Raw genomic sequence first — 19,584 nt, 5'->3', positions numbered from 1 at the left:
CATTATGACCACCAATAAAGTCAAAAAAACCGACGCCGAATGGCGCGCCATGCTCGACTCGATGCAATACGAAGTCACGCGCCACGCGGCCACGGAACGCGCCTTCACAGGCAAGTTCTGGGACCACCATGAACACGGCATCTATACCTGCGTCTGCTGCAACACGCCCCTGTTCGCTTCGGATACGAAGTTCGATTCGGGTTGCGGCTGGCCCAGCTATTTCCAGGCCCTGGACCCGGCCAACGTGACGGAGATTGTCGACCGCAGCCACGGCATGGTGCGCACGGAAATCGTCTGCGCCGTCTGCGACGCCCACCTGGGCCACGTCTTTCCGGATGGCCCACCGCCGACCGGCTTGCGCTATTGCATCAATTCAGCTTCCCTGCGCTTCGATCCGCAGCCTTGATGGCGGCGATGGCTTGGGCGTTGCTCCTAAGCCATTCCTAAGATGATTCTAATAAGACCAGTGTAAAGTCTCGCCATGAAATTTCTATTCGACCTATTCCCCCTGATCGCCTTCTTTGCCGCCTTCAAGCTGGGCGGCATGTATGAAGCGGCCACGCACGATTTCGTGCAGCAATATTTGTCCGGCTTCGTGTCTGGCGGCCTGATCAAGGCAGACCAGGCGCCGTGGATACTCGCCACCCTGGTCGGCATCGTCGCCACCGCCTGCCAGGTCAGCTATCTGCTGTTGCGCGGCCGCAAGGTCGACGGCATGCTGTGGCTGTCGCTGTTCATCTTTGTGGTGTTCGGCGGCGCCAGCATTTACCTGCATGACGATTTCTTCCTGAAATGGAAGCCGACCCTGATCTACTGGCTGTCCGGCCTGGCCCTGCTGATTGCCCATGTGGGTTTCAAGAAAAACCTGATCCGCAAAACCATGGAAGCGCAAGTGCAACTGCCCGATGCCGTCTGGAACCAGTTGCTGGCCGCCTGGATCATCTTCTTTGGCGTCATCGGCGCACTGAACCTGTTCGTGGCCTTCGTGCTCTACAAGGGCGACATGGCCGCCTGGGTCAGCTTTAAAGCGTTTGGCGCGACGGGCATTTTCTTTGCCTTCATCGTGGCGCAAACCCTGTTCCTGGCCAAACATATCAAGGAAGACGCATGAATACCACCATTCTCAACGCTGCGCCGGAAACGCGCATGGAACGCATTCGTACCCGCCTGGAAACGGCACTTTCTCCTCTGGAATGCGTGCTGGAAGACGACTCGGCGCGTCACCGGGGCCATGCGGGCGCCGCCTCTGGCGGAGGCCACTACAATCTACGCATTATTTCTAGTCAATTTGAGGGGCTCAGGCTCGTCATGCGCCATCGACTGGTGTATGATTCCGTGCACGATATGATGCATAATGAGATACATGCATTGGCGATTGTGGCTCTGGCGCCGTCCGAAGTAGTGTAAGGATGGCGTTTTGGCGTACCGGGGCAACTTGGTATGCCGCTTGCCGCAAGCGCCATGCACGCGTTTTCTTTCCATGCGTTTTTTACGAAACTTTCCCTAACAGGATTTAATAATGACTTTTAAGCCAGCCCGCTTGCTGATTGCACTACTCGCCGTTGTCGCGGTACCTGTTTTTGCGCAAAATGTTGCCGTTGTTAATGGCAAGCCTATCCCATCGTCGCGCGTTGATGCAGTCGTCAAGCAAGTCGTCGCCCAAGGCCAGCAACCGGATTCGCCGCAATTGCGCGAAATGATCAAGAAGGACTTGATCGGCCGTGAAGTGCTGATGCAAGAAGCGGAAAACAAAGGTTTCGGTAAAGATGCAGCAGTCAAGCAACAAATCGAGAACGCACGCCAGGCCATCGTCATCAATGCCCTGGTCGGCGACTACCTGAAAAAGAACCCTGTCAACGACGCTGAAATCAAGGCGGAATATGACAAGTTCGTAGCCCAGACCGGCGACAAGGAATACCACGTGCGCCATATCCTGGTGGGCACCGAAGCTGAAGCGAAAGACATCATCGCCAAGCTGAAAGGCGGCGCCAAATTTGAAGATCTGGCCAAGCAATCGAAAGATGCCGGCTCGGCCGACAATGGCGGCGACCTGGACTGGGCAGCGCCATCGTCCTTCCCGAAAGTCTTCTCCGACGCCTTCGTGAAACTGCAAAAAGGCCAGGTCACCGACACCCCGGTGCAAACGCCTAACGGTTTCCACGTGATCAAGCTGGACGACACCCGCGCGGCAAAACTGCCAACCCTGGAAGAAGTCAAGCCACAGATCGCCGAAGCGCTGCAGCAAAAGAAACTGCAAGCATATCAGGAAGAAATGGTCAAAAAAGCAAAAGTTCAGTAAGAACTGACCTCCCCGGCGCCCTTTTCGGCGCCGGTCGTGTATTCTGCGCCTGAATGTGCACTGCATGGCAGTCGCGATCTTTTGTACCAGTTTTTTGTATACTTATTAGGAATGAACATGATTTTGAAGCCAGCCCGCCTGATCTTAGCCCTGGTCGCCGTTGTAGCGATCCCTGCGTTCGCGCAAAACGTCGCCACCGTGAATGGCAAGGCCATCCCATCGTCGCGCGTTGACCAGGTCGTCAAGCAAGTCGTCGCCCAAGGCAAGCAAGCCGATTCGCCGCAATTGCGCGAAGCCATCAAGAAAGACCTGATCGGCCGTGAAGTGCTGATCCAGGAAGCCGACAAGCAAGGCTACGGCACACGTCCGGAAGTCAAGTCGCAGATCGACAATGCCCGTCAAAGCATCATCATCAATGCCCTGCTGGCCGACTACGTCAAGAAAAACCCTGTCAAGGACGCTGAAATCAAGGCCGAGTACGACAAGTTCAAGGCGCAAGCCGGCGACAAGGAATACCATGCACGCCACATCCTGGTGGCCACCGAAGCCGAAGCGAAAGACATCATCGCCAAGCTGAAAGGCGGCGCCAAGTTCGAAGAACTGGCGAAAGTATCGAAAGACGGTTCCGCAGCCAATGGCGGCGACCTGGACTGGGCTAGCCCAGCGTCGTACGTGAAGCCATTCTCCGACGCCATGGTTGCCCTGAAACCAGGCCAGATCACGCAAACGCCAGTGCAATCGCAATTCGGCTTCCACGTGATCAAACTGGAAGAAACCCGTCCGACGAAGCTGCCGGCACTGGAAGAAGTCAAGGGTCAAGTGGCGGAGTCGCTGCAACAGAAGAAACTTGCAGCCTACCGCGACGAGTTGATGAAGAAGGCAAAAATCCAATAATATTGGATGAGCATGAAAGGCGCTCCACGGAGCGCTTTTTTTACGCTTGAAAAAAGCGAGTTGCAATGGATCTACATGCAGAACTGAAGGCCGCGCTGGAAACGGCCGCCGACCCGGCTCGTGCCGCGCCCATGCAGGCCTATATGCGCGGCCAGTTCATTTTCCTGGGCGTGGCCGCGCCGCAGCGGCGGCTGGCAGCCAGGGACTTGCTCGCGGGCTTGAAAGGCGTGGGAGCCGATGCCTTGCTGGAACATGCACAACTGCTGTGGCAACAGCCAGAGCGCGAATACCAGCACGTGGCGCTCGACATGCTGGGTCTGCACCGACGCCAGCTGGGCATCGGGCACATCCCCGCCCTGCTGGCACTGGCACGCCAGGGGGCGTGGTGGGATAGCGTCGACGGGATGGCCGGCATCGTCGGCGACGTGCTGCAGGCGGAACTGCGGCATGGCGGCGATGTCCATGCGCATATGGTCCCGGCCTTGCACCACGAAGACTTCTGGCTGCGCCGCATCGCCCTGCTGCACCAGCTGGGCTGGCGTGGCGATACGGATGCCGGCTGGCTGTTCGACGCGGCCCTGGCGCTGGCCCATGAGGACGAGTTTTTCATCCGCAAGGCCATCGGCTGGGCCTTGCGCGATTACGCGCGCCACGCGCCCGAGGCCGTGACGGCGTTTGCCAACGCGCACCGCCAGCTGCTATCACCGCTCAGCTACCGCGAAGCGCTGAAGCACCAGCCACCTTGAACGCCTGCCCAACAAGCAATCGCAGCGCCGCATCGATGCGCGGCGCGGCATCCCAGGCCGGCACGGGCGCCAGCAAGCCCAGCGCCATCTGCCGCAACGGCTCGGCGATCACCATGGCCAGCAGCAGGCCGGCCAGTTCCGGCGCATTGCCGGTCACCACGTAGCCGCGCGCGGCCTGGCGCTGCAGCCACTCGGCCAGCAGGGCCGTGCCCCGCTCGATGCCATTGCGCTGATACACAGCCAGTAAATCCGTGCGGGCGGGAAAGTCCGTGCACAGCAGGCGGAACAGGCCCACGGCATCCGCCGTCAACACGCGCGCCGCCATCGCCTGCAATATTTCCCTCAATAGCGGCAAGACCTCGCCGGGCGCGGCTGCGTCGTGCGCCATGGCCGGCAGGAAGGCGTCCGTCCAGCCGCGCACCACCAGCGCCACCAGCTCTTCGCGGTTGGCCGCATATTGGTACAGCGATTTCTTTGCCATGCCCGCGTGGCGCGCCACCGCCTCCATGGTCGTGGCCGCATAACCTTCGTGCAACAGCAGCCAGGTGGCCGCCTGCACGGCCGCCTCGCGTGCTTCCTCGGGTGGGCGCGCCGGACGGCCCCGTCCACGCATGGCCTTGCCTTCTTCTTCCTGCATGCCAGCTCCAGTCTTGATCGATGGGCAATTCTACACCGAAACATATTTAAGAAACGTAGAGCGTTTCTTTAATATATAATTGTCTCACCCTAACAAAGGAGAACGACATGACGAACAACGCGCATATTGAATTCCCATGGAGCATCACTACGACGGGCGACTTGCTCGACCCGTTTCCCCTGCATCTGGAAACGGGCATCACGCGCCTGGACGATGGCTGCCTGCTGGTGGCCGCGCGCACGGAACTGCACGGCTGCAGCGGGCGCATGCTGGACTGGTGGTTTACGTTTTTCGAGACGACGCAGCACATCAAGTGGTGGCACCCGCACGATCACGTGGCGCACCATGGCTGGAACAGCGCGTGGAAAAAAGGAGAGAGTTACTACGGCGCCTCGATCGAGGCGGTGGAATCCCTGGGCGACATTCCGCCCGTGAAAGCCAAGCTGAAGTTCCATGATCCAAAAGACGTGTTTGATCCGCTGCAATTGCAACTGGCCAGAGATAGCGGTGCCCTGTCGGCCGCCATCTGCGCGCGCATCGGCTTTGGCGAGCATGTGCAGCTGGACCCGCAGGGCGACCCGCTCGACGGCGAAATGCTGCATTTGACACGCGACACGCCCACGGGCTGCGTGCTGCGCAGCCGCTTCCTGCTGGGCCGTAACAGCCTCGATCCCGTGCGCGACGTGCCCGACGTACTGGGCCTGAATTTGCTGCGCCATTGCTACAGCGAATTTACCTATCTGTCGCGCTTCCTGCCCTCGCTGTATTACGGCGAGCATGCCAACGGAGAGAAGGCGCCGTTGCCCTGGTAAAACCTTGCAGCCAAGGCGCCCCTTACAGCCGCTTGTGCATGCGCGCCAGCGGCAGTTTGATGTCACCAGGCAAGTCGAGGTAGAAATCTTCCGTGACGGAGAAGCCGCTGGCCAGGTACAGCGGCACCCCGGGCAAGGTGGCGGCCAGTTCCAGCGCAGTGAAACCAGCGGCCAGCGCCTGCCGTTCGCAATAACGCATCAGCATGCTGCCCAGGCCCTGGCGCGCACTAGCCGGCTCGACAAAGAAGGCGCGGATGCGGCCCGGCTGGCAGGCCGGGTCGAGCAGCGGGTCCGGTCCGCTCTTCGCGCGGTCGGCGCCGTACAGGGTGGCGCGCTGGCTCCAGCCGCCACAGGCCAGGATGGCACCGCCGCGCTCGATCACGAAATACGTCCGGTCGGCAACGAGCTGCGTATCGACGCCGAACACATGGCGCGTCACGGCTTCGGCCTGCTCTTCACTGTAAAACCCCGCGCTCAGCACCACGCCGGAACGGGCGATCAGCGCATTCATGGCGGGCACGTCGGACGGCAGCGCCACGCGCAAGCTGGTCAGGGCGCCAAAGCTGAACCAGGCACGCGCGATACGTCCCTGCTCCACCTCATATGTCGCCACCAGTTCCTGCGCGGAAACACCGTCTGGCGTGTCGCCATGGACGATTTCATGGTCGATCACCAGCTTGCCGCAAGCGATACGGTTGAGCAACTGCGCCCGCGGTTTGCTGGCCGCGAATCGGGCTGCGAAACGGGGGCCGATCTGCGCGCCACCTTGGGCCAGCAAGGTAGCCGGGTGCTGGAATTGCTGTGCGTCATCGGCATAGATCGCCAGCAAGGCCGCCACATCGTGGGCATTGTAGGCGTCCAGTTCGGCCTGGACCACCGCGACGGGAGAAATGCGTGTATCGTTGGCAAGCGCCATGCGTATACCTGTTATGGAATGGGTGGAAAGTTGCAAAGGGTAACATTGTCGCCCCTGTCGCGGCGCAATTTACTGCGATAATAACAAGATTCGTCGCACGAACTATATTCAGGCGTCACCAATCAATCGCACAATCGCAGCAGGAGTAAAGATCATGAAATGGGAAGGCAATCGCGAAAGCGACAATGTGGAAGATCGCCGTGGCGAAGATGGCGGCGGGGGCGGCGGTGGGGGTGGCTTCGGCTTTGGCGGGCGTTCTATCGGCATCGGCACCATCGTCATCGCCCTCGTCGGCTCGTATGTGCTGGGTGTCAACCCCCTGACCTTGCTCAACCTGCTCAGCGGCGGTGGCGGCCAGATCAGCACCCAGCAAAGCCAGGCGCCCGCGCGCCAGCCGCCCGAATCGGACGACATGGCCCGTTTCGTGAAAACCGTGCTGGCCGATACGGAAGACACCTGGGGCGCCCTGTTCAAGGCCGAAGGCGGCAGCTACGTGAAGCCGAAGCTGGTGTTGTTTTCGGGCAGCATCCCCACAGCCTGCGGCACGGGCCAGAGCGCCAGCGGCCCCTTCTATTGCCCCGGCGACCAGAAAGTCTACCTGGACCTCGACTTCTTTAAGCTGATGCAGCAGCGCTTCAAGGTCTCGGGCGAATTTGCCGAAGCCTATGTGATCGCCCATGAAGTGGGCCACCACGTACAGAACCTGCTGGGCTTATCCGAAAAGGTAGACAATGCGCGCCGCACACAATCGGAGCGCCAGGCCAATGCCATGTCCGTCCGCCTGGAATTGCAGGCCGACTGCTTTGCCGGCGTGTGGGCATTCCACGCGAACCAGGACCGCAAAATCCTGGAACAGGGCGACGTGGAAGCGGCCCTGAAAGCGGCCACGGCCATCGGCGACGATGCCTTGCAGCGCCAGTCGCAAGGCCATGTCGTGCCTGACTCGTTTACGCACGGCACCTCGGAACAGCGCGTGCGCTGGTTCAGCAAGGGCATCGAGGGCGGCCAGATTTCCCAGTGCAACACGTTTGAGGCGCGTCAACTGTAAATGAAATCCACGCATGCCGCCCTGCGGGACGGCATGCGCATCTATCAGGGCACGCTAACGTCGTAGCGCTTGCCCAGCCGTTTCAGTTCGCCCGTCTCGATCAGCTTATTCAATTCCTGATCAAACTGCAGGCGCAGCTTGTCAAAGGCAGGCGAACGGGGGAAGACGAAATAGCCGTTTTGTACTTCGATGACTTTGGGTAAAGGTTTTACCTGGCGGCCATAGCCCAGGCGGGCGATCACTGGGTCGGTATTGCGGCGGTTGCTGACGAACACGTCCACGTGATTGTGCACCAGCATCTTCAATCCATTTTCCACATTGTTGGCCACGCTGACCTGCAAGCCTGGCCGCATGCGCTCCCAGTCCGCACCATACGCCCAACCGTTCAGCAGCACTACTCTGCGGCTCTTGAGCACCGCGTCATCACCATCCCAGCCAAAGCTGGCGTCCTGGCGCGTATAAAAGACCATCTGGTCCTGGTAAAACGGCTTGTCGGAAAAACCCATGCTGGCGATGCGCTCGGGCGTCTTGTAGGGACCGATCAGGATATCGGCCTGGCCCTGCACCAGCATGGCTTGCGCGCGCGCCCACGGCACCATGCGAAAACGCACGGTGTTACCGGTGCGCGCCGCCATCAGGCGCAGCAGTTCCACGCCCAGTCCGTCATACTCGCCACTCTCCTGGTATTCGAACACGCGCGCGAACTGCGCGCCCACGGCCAGCAGCTCGCGCGCCTGCAGTGGCAAGGTGAATGCCGGCCACAGCAGCGCCAGGGCAAGCAAGCGCCGCCCTGCTCTGTTCATCAGCCGACGATGCGCAAGGAGTAATCGGTAGCCCGCACATCCTTGGTCAGGCTGCCAATCGAGATACGGTCCACGCCCGTTTCGGCGATAGCACGCACGGTATCGACATTGATGCCGCCCGACGCTTCCAGCAAGGCGCGGCCATTCGTCAAGGCCACGGCTTCGCGCATCATGTCGTTGCTGAAGTTATCGAGCAAGACGGAGACGGCGCCCGCGTCCAGCGCTTCCTGCAATTGCGCCAGGGTTTCCACCTCGATCTGCACGGGCACGCCAGCGTCGAGGTTGCGCGCGTTTTCCAGGGCCTGGCTGACGCCACCTGCGGCCGCGATATGGTTTTCCTTGATCAGGATGCCATCGTACAGGGCCAGGCGCTGGTTCTTGCCGCCGCCGACGCGTACCGCATACTTTTGCGCCAGGCGCAGACCGGGCATGGTCTTGCGTGTGTCCAGGATGGCGGCCCTGGTGCCGGCGACCACATCGACATATTGGCGCGTGGCCGTGGCGACCGCCGACAGCAGTTGCAGGAAATTGAGGGCGCTGCGCTCGGCCGTGAGCAAGGCGCGTGCGGGCGCCTGGATCGTGCAGACGACGCTGTCGGCCGTCATCATGTCGCCTTCGGCGTAATGCCAGACGATATCGATGCTGCGGTCCAGGCTTTTCATGATGCCTTCGAACCACGGCGCGCCGCACAGCACGGCCGCTTCGCGCACGATGACTCTGGCCGTGACGATATGGTCGGGCGGCACCAGTTCGCCCGTCAGATCGCACTGGCCCACGTCTTCCAGCAAGGCGGCCAGCAAATTGCCTTCGAACGCGCGCGCCAGGGCCGGATCGAAGGGGGCGAAAGAATTAACGAGGGTACTCATGCTGGACCGATTCCTTGGAACAATGTGGTTTCTTTTGCCAGGTCCGCGCCTGGCTTGAGGCCCGCCTTCTTGGCGGCGGCGAAGTCCAGCATGCGATTGATCGAGCGCACGGCCAGCTGGCCGACGGCGGGATCGACGTGGATTTCGTTGTGCATGTTTTCCAGCGTTTCCGCCAGGTTCAGCAAGCCATTCATGGCCATCCACGGACAGTGCGCGCAGCTCTTGCACGTGGCGCTGTTGCCGGCCGTGGGCGCTTCGATGAAGCGCTTGCCCGGAGCGGCCGCGCGCATCTTGTGCAAGATGCCGTTGTCGGTGGCGACGATGAAGGTATCCGTATCCATGGTTTGCGCTGCCGCAATCATTTGCGACGTCGAACCGACCATGTCGGCCAGCGCCACCACGTTCGCGGGCGACTCCGGATGCACGAGCACCTTGGCCTGCGGATACTCTTCCTTGAGCAAATCGAGTTCGATGCCCTTGAATTCGTCGTGCACCAGGCAGCTACCCTGCCACAGCAGCATGTCGGCGCCCGTTTCCTTCTGGATATACGAACCCAGGTGCTTATCGGGCGCCCACAGGATTTTCTTGCCCTGCGCATGCAGGTGGGCAACGATGTCGAGGCCGATGGATGACGTCACCATCCAGTCCGCGCGCGCCTTGACCGCGGCGCTGGTGTTGGCGTAGACCACCACGGTACGGTCCGGATGGGCGTCGCAGAAGGCCGTGAATTCGTCCACCGGGCAACCGAGATCGAGCGAACAGGTCGCGTCGAGGTCGGGCATCAGCACGGTTTTCTCGGGACTGAGGATTTTTGCCGTTTCGCCCATGAAGCGCACGCCGGCCACGACCAGAGTCTTGGCCGGATGGTCGCGCCCGAAGCGGGCCATTTCCAGGGAATCGGAGACGCAGCCCCCCGTGGCTTCGGCCAGATCTTGCAGGTCGGCATCAACGTAGTAGTGGGCAACGAGCACGGCTTCGCGCTCGATCAGCAGGCGCTTGATGCGCGTGATCAGTTCGGCTTTTTCAGCCGGGGATGGCGTCGCTGGCGTGCGTGCCCAGGCGTGGGCAGTGCAGCTGGCTCCGTCTTGTGGGTGTTCATACTCGACGGATTTGATGGCTAAAGTTTGCATGGCTGTGTCAAACAAAAACGGGATAGACCGGCACAAACGCAATGAAGCTGGTGCGCCGGAACGAAAAAACCGCGGCGCGTCGGTGTGTGCTGGTGGCAGGCGTTGTAATGTCGGATTACGCTGCGCTAATCCGACCTACGCGACCTACGCGACCAACCCGGGCAACTCACCCTGACGTAGGTCGGATTAGCGCACAGCGCGTAATCCGACGCAACGTTACCCTACATAATTAATCAATCCCTTGGCTTCTGAGGTAATCCTCATAGTTGCCGCGGTAGTCGACCACTTCATCTTCCTTGATCTCGATGATGCGATTGGCCAGCGAGGACACAAATTCGCGGTCATGCGACACGAAGATCAGGGTGCCTGCGTATTTTTCCAGCGCGATGTTCAAGGACTCGATCGATTCCATGTCCATGTGGTTGGTCGGTTCATCGAGCATCAGCACGTTGTGGCGGCCCAGCATCAGCTTGCCGTACATCATGCGGCCCTTTTCACCACCGGACAGTACCTTGACGGCCTTTTTTACATCGTCGCCGCCGAACAGCAAGCGGCCCAGGATGGAACGCACGGCCTGGTCGTCATCGCCCTCTTTCGTCCACTGGCCGATCCAGTCGGTCAGGTTCGTGTCCTTGGCAAAATCTTCCGTCGGGTCTTGCGGCATGTAACCCACGTTGGCGTTTTCCGCCCACTTCACGCGGCCCTGATCAGGCTGCAAGCCGGCGATGTCGCCAGCGATGCAGCGCAGCATGGTGGTCTTGCCGGCGCCGTTGGCGCCGATGATGGCGATGCGCTCGCCCGCTTCCACCATGATGCTGAAATTCTTGAACAGCTGGCGGTCAAAGCCTTTCGAGATATTCTCGACTTCCACGGCCAGGCGGTGCAATTTCTTTTCGCCGTCGAAACGCACGAAGGGATAGGCACGCGACGATGGCTTGATGTCGTCGACCTTGATCTTTTCGATCTGCTTGGCGCGCGACGTGGCCTGGCGGGCCTTCGATTTGTTCGCGGCGAAGCGGCGCACGAATTCCTGCAGCTCGGCAACCTTGTCTTTCGCTTTCGCATTGTTGGCCAGCTGCTGGTTGCGCGCCTGGGTCGAAGCGAACATGTATTCGTCGTAGTTGCCTGGATAAATCTTCAGGGTGCCGTAGTCCATATCGGCCACGTGGGTGCACACCTGATTCAGGAAGTGGCGATCATGGGAAATGATGATCATGGTGGAATTGCGCTCGTTGAGCACGTCTTCCAGCCAGCGAATCGTGTTGATATCCAGGTTATTCGTCGGCTCGTCGAGCAGCAGGATGTCCGGGTTCGAGAACAGCGCCTGCGCCAGCAGCACGCGCAGCTTCCAGCCTGGCGAGACATTGCTCATCGGGCCTTGATGCAGCTCGATGGCGACACCGGCGCCCAGCAGCAGTTCGCCCGCGCGCGATTCGGCCGTGTAGCCGTCGTATTCGGAGACTTTGCCTTCCAGATCGGCCGCCTGCATGTAGTCGTCGTCCGTTGCTTCCGGATTCGCGTAGATCGCGTCGCGTTGCTGGATGGCGGCCCACATTTCCGTGTGGCCCATCATGACCACGTCGAGGACGCGCATGTCTTCAAAGGCAAATTGGTCCTGGCGCAGCTTGCCCAGGCGTTCGTTGGTATCGAGCATGACATTGCCGCCCGACGGGTCCAGGTCGCCGCCCAGGATCTTCATGAACGTCGATTTGCCGCAGCCGTTCGCGCCGATCAAACCATAGCGGTTGCCGTCGCCGAACTTGACGGAGATATTCTCAAACAATGGCTTGGCGCCAAACTGCATCGTAATATTTGCGGTTGAAAGCATGTGATATTAGGTCTTTATTCAGTTAAAACAGCTAGTTATGTACTTTTCTCCCATTATACAGCACCCACCATGAACCACTGTATAACACCCCCTAAAACAATGACTTACGGCTGTATATTCGACGATTTCTAACGCGCAAGTTCGCGTACTGGTCGGTATCCAGTAGCATCACCATGCGCTTTTCATCGTCGGCTTGTGGAAGCGCTGCATCAGCGGGTACCCGTCGCCGTTAATCGTCAGCATCGAAAACGACAGCAGCTGATCAGCCGGCCGATATCCCCATATCCCGGCGATGGCCACCGGCCCACCATCGGCGCGCTCGATGCGACAGTGCACAGGCTTGCCGGTTTCGCAGTTGCACTCGAAAAATTGGCGGCCGGAATGATGCAGAACTGCTAGCGTTTCCAGGCGCTGCGGAAAGATAGGTCCATGACCACTATCTCGGTGCGTGCGCTGTAGATCTGGCGAACCATGTTGTGGTTGGCCCAGTGATGCACAAAACCAAACATGGCTGAAGCGATTTCCATCTCACCACACATCTGGCTCCAGGACGCTTGCGGCCTGATTGCCGTCGACGCCCAGGCGATTTCCTATTGGTCAACATTCTGAGCCGCCACCAGGTCTTTTAAGGCCGCCCCTGCGGGTTCGACGTGGCGGCACCCACTATCCCTATTGCCAAGTTAAGTACTGAAACGCAAGCGGTGTTGGCGTCGGCAGACGTGGGTGGCATCTCCGTAGCGCCAGGGGCAATATCGGCTTTAATGCGATATGTTGAAATAAGGAAATAAATTAATGTAAGATGTACCACGTTCGATACCGACCCGCCATCATCTTAATATTGCATTTCTCACCAAGCGCCAGGCGCCCGATACTCACACATCGCTATTCACTCTTTTCCTTTGGACGGTATACATATGATTACGCAAACTTCTATTTTATTCATAGACTGCCGTGTGAAGGATGCCGCCAGCTTGCTGGCCGAGCTGGCGCCCGATGTCGAAGTCGTCACACTCGATGCCGGACAGGATGGCTTGAGTCAGATGGCCGCGGCGCTGGCCGGACGCAGCGGCATCAGCGCCATCCACGTCGTCTCGCACGGCGCCGAGGGCATGGCACAACTGGGCAGCCTGGCGCTGAACAACGATAGTATCGCTTCCCATGCGGCGGACCTGGCAACGATAGGCAAGGCGCTTGCCGCCGATGGCGATATCTTGCTGTACGGCTGCGGCACGGGGGCCGGCACCTCCGGCGCCGCGCTGGTGCAATCGCTGGCCACGCTGACGGGTGCCGATGTCGCCGCTTCCAGCGACGTCACGGGCGCGGCCAACCTTGGCGGCAACTGGATATTGGAAGTGCAGGTCGGCCACATCGAAGCGGCACTGCCATTCAACGCGCAGGCGATGCAGAACTTCCACGAAACGCTGGCCACCGGTACGGCACTGGCACCGGCGGTCCCTGGCAACTACAACAGTAATCAAGGCATTGCGCTACTCAGCAATGGCGGCCATGTCGACGTCTTCCTGCAGCAGATCGGCGGTGATAATTCCTACTATGGCGAGCCGCCGCAGTATTCGGCCAAGATCGTGGTCGCCAACGGCGCCAACCAGATCGTGCAGAACCTGACGGTATCGGGCAGTGACTATGTGATAAACGCCTCTGTCGCTAAGCTGGTCAACGGCGGTTTCGTTGTTGGCTGGAGCGCCGACACCTCTGCCGCGCATGACTTAAACGGCAGCAAGGCGCTGTACTACCAAATCTATGACAACGCGGGCGTGCCGCAAGGCGGCGCCCAGCAGCTCAGCAGCGTGGGAGGATCGGGCGTTGCTCTGACGGCGCTGGCCGATGGCGGTTTTGCCGCTGCCTTTGCCGCCCAATCCAACAATGCCGAGGGCCTGGTGGTGTATGGCTATGACAATGGCGTCATCACGCGTACGCAGGAGACTCTTGTCGGCGGTAACACCGGCCCGAATTTCAGCAATGGCGCCGATACGAACGTGCGCCTGTGGTCGGTGTCCAGCAGCAACGGTGGCACGCCGTCCATCATGCAGCTGTCCGACGGCAGCATCGTCGTCACCGATTCCGTGTACGCCTACGGTTCGCCTACCTACACGCCGATCGGCGAATATGCCTTCAAATACTCCAGCGCCGGCGTGCCGGTCAATTTCGCCTCTGGCTACTCGACCCAGCGCCTCAACTGGTCCTACGACGTCTCCCAAAACAGTGGCCAGCATGCGATTGCGCTTAAGGACGGTGGCTTCGCGGTCGTTAGTCTGAACGCCTATTCTGGCGGCTCGCCAGCACACTCGTATGAGCTGATGCTGTTCAATAATGACGGCACGCCCATCAACCCGGGCGACACCTTGACGCACAACGTCAGCGTGCCGGGCGGTGGCTCAACCACGCCGAAGACCTATTTTGCCAAGACCATCGCCATCGATAGCACCGACCCGACCGACATGTACGGTTCCACGCGCTTTGCTGTGGTGGAGGCGAGCAATGGCAAGATCCTGATCGCCTTGCCGAATGAGGAAAACGCGGGTCTCGATATCTACACTTTCAGCAAGACCGGCACCGCATTGAGCGGGCCGGTCGATACGAACATCGTGCCGACGCCGGGAATGTGGATAGGGCATCCGGTGCTGGCACCCGCCGTCGACGGCGGCTACGCGCTCTCGTATGATGAATACAGCCACGACGTCAATTACCTGTATAGCGGCACGGCCTACAGCTATGGTACGCCGTACTCGGAAGTCCCGAATACGGCGCCCGCGTTCACGGGCACCATCACTGCAGCGAACGCCGCGCAGAACGGCGTGGCTATCGACCTAGCCACCTTGCTGCATGTCAGTGACAGCGACAGCGGCCAGACATTGACCTGGTCGCAAAGCGTGGCACCCTCGCACGGCACGCTCACCTTTAACGCTGCCAGCGCGAGTTCCGGCAGCGCCAACGTGACGCCCGGCGGCGTCATCACCTATACGCCGACGGCTGGTTTTGCCGGCAGCGACAGCTTCACGGTGCAGGTCAGCGACGGCGTCGCTACCGTCACGCGCGTCATCACCGTCAAAGTGGCGCCTGTGACGCCTGGCGCGCCAGACCTGGCGGCCGCTTCCGACAGCGGCATCAGCTCCAGTGACAACATCACCAACAGCGCCTTCCTCTCCTTCAGCGGCACGGGTGCGGCCGGCGACAGCGGCAGCACGGTGCAGGTGTTTATCGACAAAAACGGCAACGGCAGCTACGATCCCGGCACGGATAGCACCGCTGCCGCCACCATGAGCGCCGGTGTCTGGACAGTCAATAACCTAAGCACCAGCGGCTTGGCCGATGGCCAGTACAATGTGTATGCCATTACCACCTCAGCCACCGGCAGCATCAACAGCGCGCTTAGCGCGCCATTCAACTTGACCATCGACAAGACCGCGCCCGCCACCACGTTCGGCGGGATGGCGCTGTCGGAGGACACGGGCGCTGGCTCCACCGATTTCATTACCAGCGTCGGGGCGCAAACAATCAGGGCCACGCTGAGCGTGGCGCCGGCCGCCGGCGAGATGGTGCAGGGCTCACTGGACAATGGCGCCAGCTGGATCAACCTCAGCACCATGGTGAACGGCACGTCGCTGGCCTGGACCGGCGTCACCCTGGGTGCCAGTGGCACCATTTTACTGCGCGTGGTCGACGTCGCCGGCAACGTCAGCCTCTCGGCGGGCCAAGCCTATACACTGGACACCAGCGCGCCGTTAGCGCCAACGGCGCCGGCACTAAGCACCAGCAGCGACAGCGGCGTGCTCGGCGACGGAATCAGCAACGTCGCCACGCCAACGTACACCGGCCAAGGGGAAGCGTACGCCCAGGTAAAGCTGTACGATACAGACGGGGTCACTGTGCTCGGCACGAGCACAGCCGATGGTTTGGGCAACTGGAGCATCGCCAGCACGGCGCTGAGCGAAGGCACGCATACGCTGAGCGCAAAACAGACTGATGCGGCGGGAAATGTGTCCGGCGCTTCGAGCAATTTCAGCTATACCCTCGACACGGTCGCACCGTCAGGCATGGCGCTGAGCACGACTTCGGTACCCTTGTCGGGCGCAACCGTTGGCGCTACCCTGGCCACCCTGTCGGCCACCGACACCACCGCCCTTTCTTACGCTTTCGCTACAGGCAACGGTGTTATCGATGCCGACAACGGCAAGTTCGCGGTCTCGGGCAATTCACTGGTAGCCTCACAGAGTCTCGCGGCCGGCACTTACCATATTTACATAGCGGCGTCGGACGCGGCCGGCAACCAGTCACTCCAGTTCTTCGCCATCGACGTCGTCGATGCACCCGGCGTGCTCTCCATCGCGCGCGCCGGCGGTGCCTCAGCCACAGTGCCGGCGGCACCCGCGTCGCTGAGCTACACGGTCACCTTTAGCCAGGCCGTGACCGGCGTCGATGCCAGCGACTTCAGCGTGATCGGCAGCGGCACGGCTGAAGGCACTATCGCGTCGGTCACCGGCAGCGGCGACACCTATACGGTGACTGTCACCGGCATCAACGGCGACGGCAACCTGCGACTGGACTTGAATGGCAGCGGCACCGGCATCGCGAACGGCTCCGCCACCGGCATCATCGGCGGCGGCTACCAAGGCCAGAGCTACACGCTGGACCATACGGCGGCCGCCGCGCCTTCCACACCTGTCATGAGCGCCGTCACCGATACGGGTACCTCGAACAGCGACGCCATCACCAGCAACACTACACCTGTCTTCACGGGCACCAGCGAGGCCAATGCCACGGTAAAGCTGTACGATACAGACGGCGTCACTGTGCTCGGCGCGAGCACGGCCGATGGTTCGGGTAACTGGAGCATCACCAGCAGCACGCTACAGGAGGGCAGCCATACGCTGACCGTCAAGCAGACCGACGCCGCCGGTAATGTCTCGGTTTCCAGCGGCGCGTTGGCCGTCGTCATAGATACCAACGCTGCGGCACCCGCTGCACCCGTGCTGGCCATCGCCAGCGACAGCGGCACACCGGGCGACGGCATCACCAAGTTCGCCACGCCGACCATCACGGGCACGGCCGAGGCCTTTTCTAGCGTGACCTTGTACGATACCGACAAAACGACCGTACTTGGCACGGCCACGACCAACGCCAGCGGTGCCTGGAGTATCGTCTCGGCCAGCTTGGTCGACGGCGTCCATACCTTGCACGTGAAGCAGACCGACCTTACCGGAAACGTGTCCGCCATCGGCGCCGGCCTCGTGCTGACGATCGATACGCAGGCGCCGTCCGCGCCATCAGCGCCGACGCTGGCTGCTGCTAGCGACAGCGGCACCGTAGGCGACAACATCACCAGTATCTCCGCACCGCTCATTAAAGGCAGCGCGGATGCAAACGCCACCGTCAGGCTGTACGATACGAACGGCACCACCGTACTGGGCACGGCCGTCGCCGATGGCGCGGGCAACTGGAGCATTACCAGCAGCACGTTGGCGGTGGGAGCGCACACCCTGAATGCCAGGCAGCTGGACCTGGCCGGCAACGAGTCGCCGGCTGGAGCAACACTGTCCCTGACGATAGAGACGCCACCAATTCCACCGGCTCCACCGCCCACCAAGATCGACGGCGTGCTAGTGACGCAGTTGCCGGTCACCTTGCCGGGCGGCGGTATGGGCACGCAAACTGTCATTCCGATCGTGAGCAACGACCGCAGCGATTCAAGCGGCAATACCAATGTTGCCGACATCCCGCTGGTGACGGCGGGCGCGAATAACCTGCTGCTGGCGCAGTTAGCCCCAGGCTTCGGCTTGACGACCAGCGGCGGCGCCAGCGAGCCGGCCGGCAACGCCGCCGAACACCTGATCCAGGCCATTCTGGCGGCTACACCCGGCCATCCTGCCAGCGACCAAGGGCACTTGACGGGCAATGGCGTAACCTTCCTGAACCAGTTGGCCGCCAGCGTGCCGCTGCTGGTGCAGACCATTGTGCCGACCAGTACGCCGACAGCGCCGAGCGGCGCGTTGACGGTCACTGGCACGAGTACCGATGGGCAGCATACGGCGCTGGTCATCGACACCAGCCATCTGGCCGCTGGCAGCACGCTGGTGCTAAACGCGGTGGATTTCGCCGCCATTGTCGGCAGTGCTAATGTGGTCGGCAACACCGTGGGGCAGATTTTGACGGGCGATGCCGCCAGCCAGCAATTCACAGTGTCCGCTACCAGCGGCGGCGCGGTCTTCTCGGGAGGCGGCAACGATAGTCTGGTGTTCAATTCGCCGTCGGCCGCGCCGGCCGGCGACAGGGCTATGGCCGCGCTGGCTGCGGCGGACGCCGGCATGACCACCATCCTGCACGGCGGACAGGACAAAGACACAGTAGTTTTCAGCGGCGCCAGTTCCGACTACACGGTGGATGCCCATGACGGCTACCTGATCGTGACCGCCAAGGCGCAACCGACGCAGCACGCGCTGGTTTTGAACGTGGAGAGCCTGAAATTCAGCGATGTCACGGTGGCCGTAGAAAATCGCGGCGTGCTGACCTCAATCGCCGGCCTGTACCAGAGTGTCCTGGGCCGCCAGGCCGACTACCTGGGTATCGAATACTGGGCCACGGCGGAAAAGAATGGCGCCAGCCTGGGCAAGATCGCAATCGACATGATCAGTGGCGCGGAGGCCAACGTAACGCGACCCACACCGTTCAATGGCAACAGCGCGCATGATTTGGAGCTGCTTTACCAGGGCATATTCGGTCGCCACAGCGATGCTGCCGGTCTGGTTTACTGGGACGACAAGATGAAAAAAGGCATGAGCCTGGAGCAGGTGGCGCAGAATTTTATCGTTTTCGATGAAATGAACGTGCACAAGATTGCGGTACAAGACTGGAACTTCTTTGTCTAAATACTTTGCCGGAAAAGCGTTCCGTTGCAACGGCGGAGTGTTTCTTCTGGCATGAACCATTGAGAGCGCGGGGCGCAGGCCATGCGCAAGCCTGGCACCAAGCATTCTTTATAGCATGCGGGCCTTCGCCGTTGGAGCTCTGTTGGTAGAGGAGCATATTTGCATGCGAAGGTCGTCAGTTCGACATCGGCCAACAACACCAGTAATTAGAATTAAAACCAGAGGGTTACATGCTTCGGCCTGTAACCCTTTTCTATTTTCGGAAGATGAATCAATAGCAACCCTTGACCACCGCTTCCAAGTCCGCCTCACATAACAGCCCGCGCGGCCTGCCCAACACCGGCGCTACGGCCACATGCCGTTGCCGCCCACAAATGCCTGACACATCCCCCCCGTCACGGCAACCTCCTCCGTCTGCACGATCAAGGCTTGAATATCTCGCGCCACCGCGTCAGAAAGTAGCCTGCCGGAGAGATCGACTGCAACGCCGGCAGCGGCGCCACCGGAACCGGCCCGATATCACCGTGCAAGGTTTACAGTCAACGTTCCGCGACTGGTGCTTGGAATCGGTCGCAAAATCGTTCCCGTGCGAAGTTTGCGAGCATAACCTGTGTCACCGCCCGTGCCAAGCAGGGCCGCGATGAATTGCGGCGGAGCCTCCTGGCCATGATCCGTCGGTGAACTTCGCCCGTTTTCTAAGCTCTGTCTTCTCGATACTCAAAAA

Annotated in this window: 15 protein-coding genes; 9 read left to right on the top strand and 6 right to left on the bottom strand. The window is 60.8% G+C overall.

All coding sequences use genetic code 11. The features are described 5' to 3' along the window. Positions 1-4: 4 nt before the first annotated feature. From msrB to ACQ4WZ_RS08355, 6 genes are all read left to right on the top strand, one after another. Positions 5-406, top strand: coding sequence for a peptide-methionine (R)-S-oxide reductase MsrB (msrB, locus tag ACQ4WZ_RS08380; RefSeq protein ID WP_070218372.1), 402 nt, complete (start codon positions 5-7; stop codon positions 404-406). A gap of 75 nt (positions 407-481) precedes the next feature. Next, the gene (locus tag ACQ4WZ_RS08375; RefSeq protein WP_101481402.1) at positions 482-1,111 is read left to right on the top strand and encodes a septation protein A; all 630 of its coding nucleotides are present in this window, start codon (positions 482-484) and stop codon (positions 1,109-1,111) included. Beyond that, a complete protein-coding gene (locus tag ACQ4WZ_RS08370; RefSeq protein ID WP_133991297.1) occupies positions 1,108-1,407 on the top strand; it encodes a BolA family protein in 300 nt (99 codons plus the stop codon). Before ACQ4WZ_RS08375 ends, ACQ4WZ_RS08370 begins: the two co-directional genes overlap by 4 nt. A 112-nt stretch (positions 1,408-1,519) precedes the next feature. Then, entirely contained in the window at positions 1,520-2,299 is a 780-nt protein-coding gene (locus ACQ4WZ_RS08365) for a peptidylprolyl isomerase (protein ID WP_101481404.1), read from the top strand. A gap of 117 nt (positions 2,300-2,416) precedes the next feature. Continuing rightward, complete coding sequence (locus ACQ4WZ_RS08360) at positions 2,417-3,193, top strand: peptidylprolyl isomerase (RefSeq protein ID WP_070218375.1); 777 nt, start codon at positions 2,417-2,419, stop codon at positions 3,191-3,193. A 65-nt stretch (positions 3,194-3,258) separates the two neighbouring features. Continuing rightward, the gene (locus ACQ4WZ_RS08355; protein ID WP_436573091.1) at positions 3,259-3,939 is read left to right on the top strand and encodes a DNA alkylation repair protein; all 681 of its coding nucleotides are present in this window, start codon (positions 3,259-3,261) and stop codon (positions 3,937-3,939) included. On the opposite strand, the gene ACQ4WZ_RS08350 is transcribed toward ACQ4WZ_RS08355, so the two are convergent. After that, positions 3,902-4,576, bottom strand: coding sequence for a TetR/AcrR family transcriptional regulator (locus ACQ4WZ_RS08350; RefSeq protein ID WP_436573090.1), 675 nt, complete (start codon positions 4,574-4,576; stop codon positions 3,902-3,904). The genes ACQ4WZ_RS08355 and ACQ4WZ_RS08350 overlap by 38 nt on opposite strands. Before the next feature lie 107 nt (positions 4,577-4,683). On the opposite strand from ACQ4WZ_RS08350, the gene ACQ4WZ_RS08345 reads away from it, so the two are divergent. Beyond that, positions 4,684-5,388, top strand: a complete 705-nt coding sequence (locus ACQ4WZ_RS08345) for a DAPG hydrolase family protein (RefSeq protein ID WP_133991290.1) — start codon at positions 4,684-4,686, stop codon at positions 5,386-5,388. 22 nt (positions 5,389-5,410) lie between these two features. Here the strand turns inward: ACQ4WZ_RS08345 and ACQ4WZ_RS08340 are convergent, their stop codons facing one another. Next, complete coding sequence (locus ACQ4WZ_RS08340) at positions 5,411-6,304, bottom strand: GNAT family N-acetyltransferase (protein WP_436573089.1); 894 nt, start codon at positions 6,302-6,304, stop codon at positions 5,411-5,413. A 154-nt stretch (positions 6,305-6,458) separates the two neighbouring features. Between ACQ4WZ_RS08340 and ypfJ the strand changes: the two genes are divergently transcribed. Continuing rightward, positions 6,459-7,352, top strand: a complete 894-nt coding sequence (gene ypfJ / locus ACQ4WZ_RS08335; RefSeq protein ID WP_436573088.1) for a KPN_02809 family neutral zinc metallopeptidase — start codon at positions 6,459-6,461, stop codon at positions 7,350-7,352. Positions 7,353-7,396: 44 nt separating this feature from the next. Here ypfJ and ACQ4WZ_RS08330 read toward each other — a convergent pair whose 3' ends face one another. The 4 genes from ACQ4WZ_RS08330 to ACQ4WZ_RS08315 form a co-directional block, all read right to left on the bottom strand. Next, entirely contained in the window at positions 7,397-8,155 is a 759-nt protein-coding gene (locus ACQ4WZ_RS08330) for a substrate-binding periplasmic protein (RefSeq protein WP_133991282.1), read from the bottom strand. After that, positions 8,155-9,021 carry a carboxylating nicotinate-nucleotide diphosphorylase gene (nadC, locus tag ACQ4WZ_RS08325; RefSeq protein WP_436573087.1) on the bottom strand — a complete coding sequence of 289 codons (867 nt, stop codon included), beginning with the start codon at positions 9,019-9,021 and terminating at the stop codon, positions 8,155-8,157. The genes ACQ4WZ_RS08330 and nadC overlap by 1 nt, the downstream gene beginning before the upstream one ends. Continuing rightward, positions 9,018-10,151 carry a quinolinate synthase NadA gene (gene nadA, locus ACQ4WZ_RS08320; RefSeq protein ID WP_133991278.1) on the bottom strand — a complete coding sequence of 378 codons (1,134 nt, stop codon included), beginning with the start codon at positions 10,149-10,151 and terminating at the stop codon, positions 9,018-9,020. The genes nadC and nadA overlap by 4 nt, the downstream gene beginning before the upstream one ends. A gap of 229 nt (positions 10,152-10,380) precedes the next feature. Beyond that, on the bottom strand, positions 10,381-11,979 hold the full coding sequence (locus tag ACQ4WZ_RS08315) for an ABC-F family ATPase (RefSeq protein WP_071077220.1): 1,599 nt from the start codon (positions 11,977-11,979) through the stop codon (positions 10,381-10,383). Between the two features lie 914 nt (positions 11,980-12,893). Between ACQ4WZ_RS08315 and ACQ4WZ_RS08310 the strand changes: the two genes are divergently transcribed. Then, the gene (locus tag ACQ4WZ_RS08310) at positions 12,894-18,860 is read left to right on the top strand and encodes an Ig-like domain-containing protein (protein ID WP_436573086.1); all 5,967 of its coding nucleotides are present in this window, start codon (positions 12,894-12,896) and stop codon (positions 18,858-18,860) included. The last annotated feature ends 724 nt before the right edge of the window (positions 18,861-19,584 follow it).

This window comes from Janthinobacterium darwini, from assembly GCF_051380905.1.
Lineage (GTDB): Bacteria > Pseudomonadota > Gammaproteobacteria > Burkholderiales > Burkholderiaceae_D > Janthinobacterium.
The sequence above is the reverse complement of the archived record's forward strand: the minus strand, read 5'-3'. Positions and strand labels throughout refer to the sequence as shown.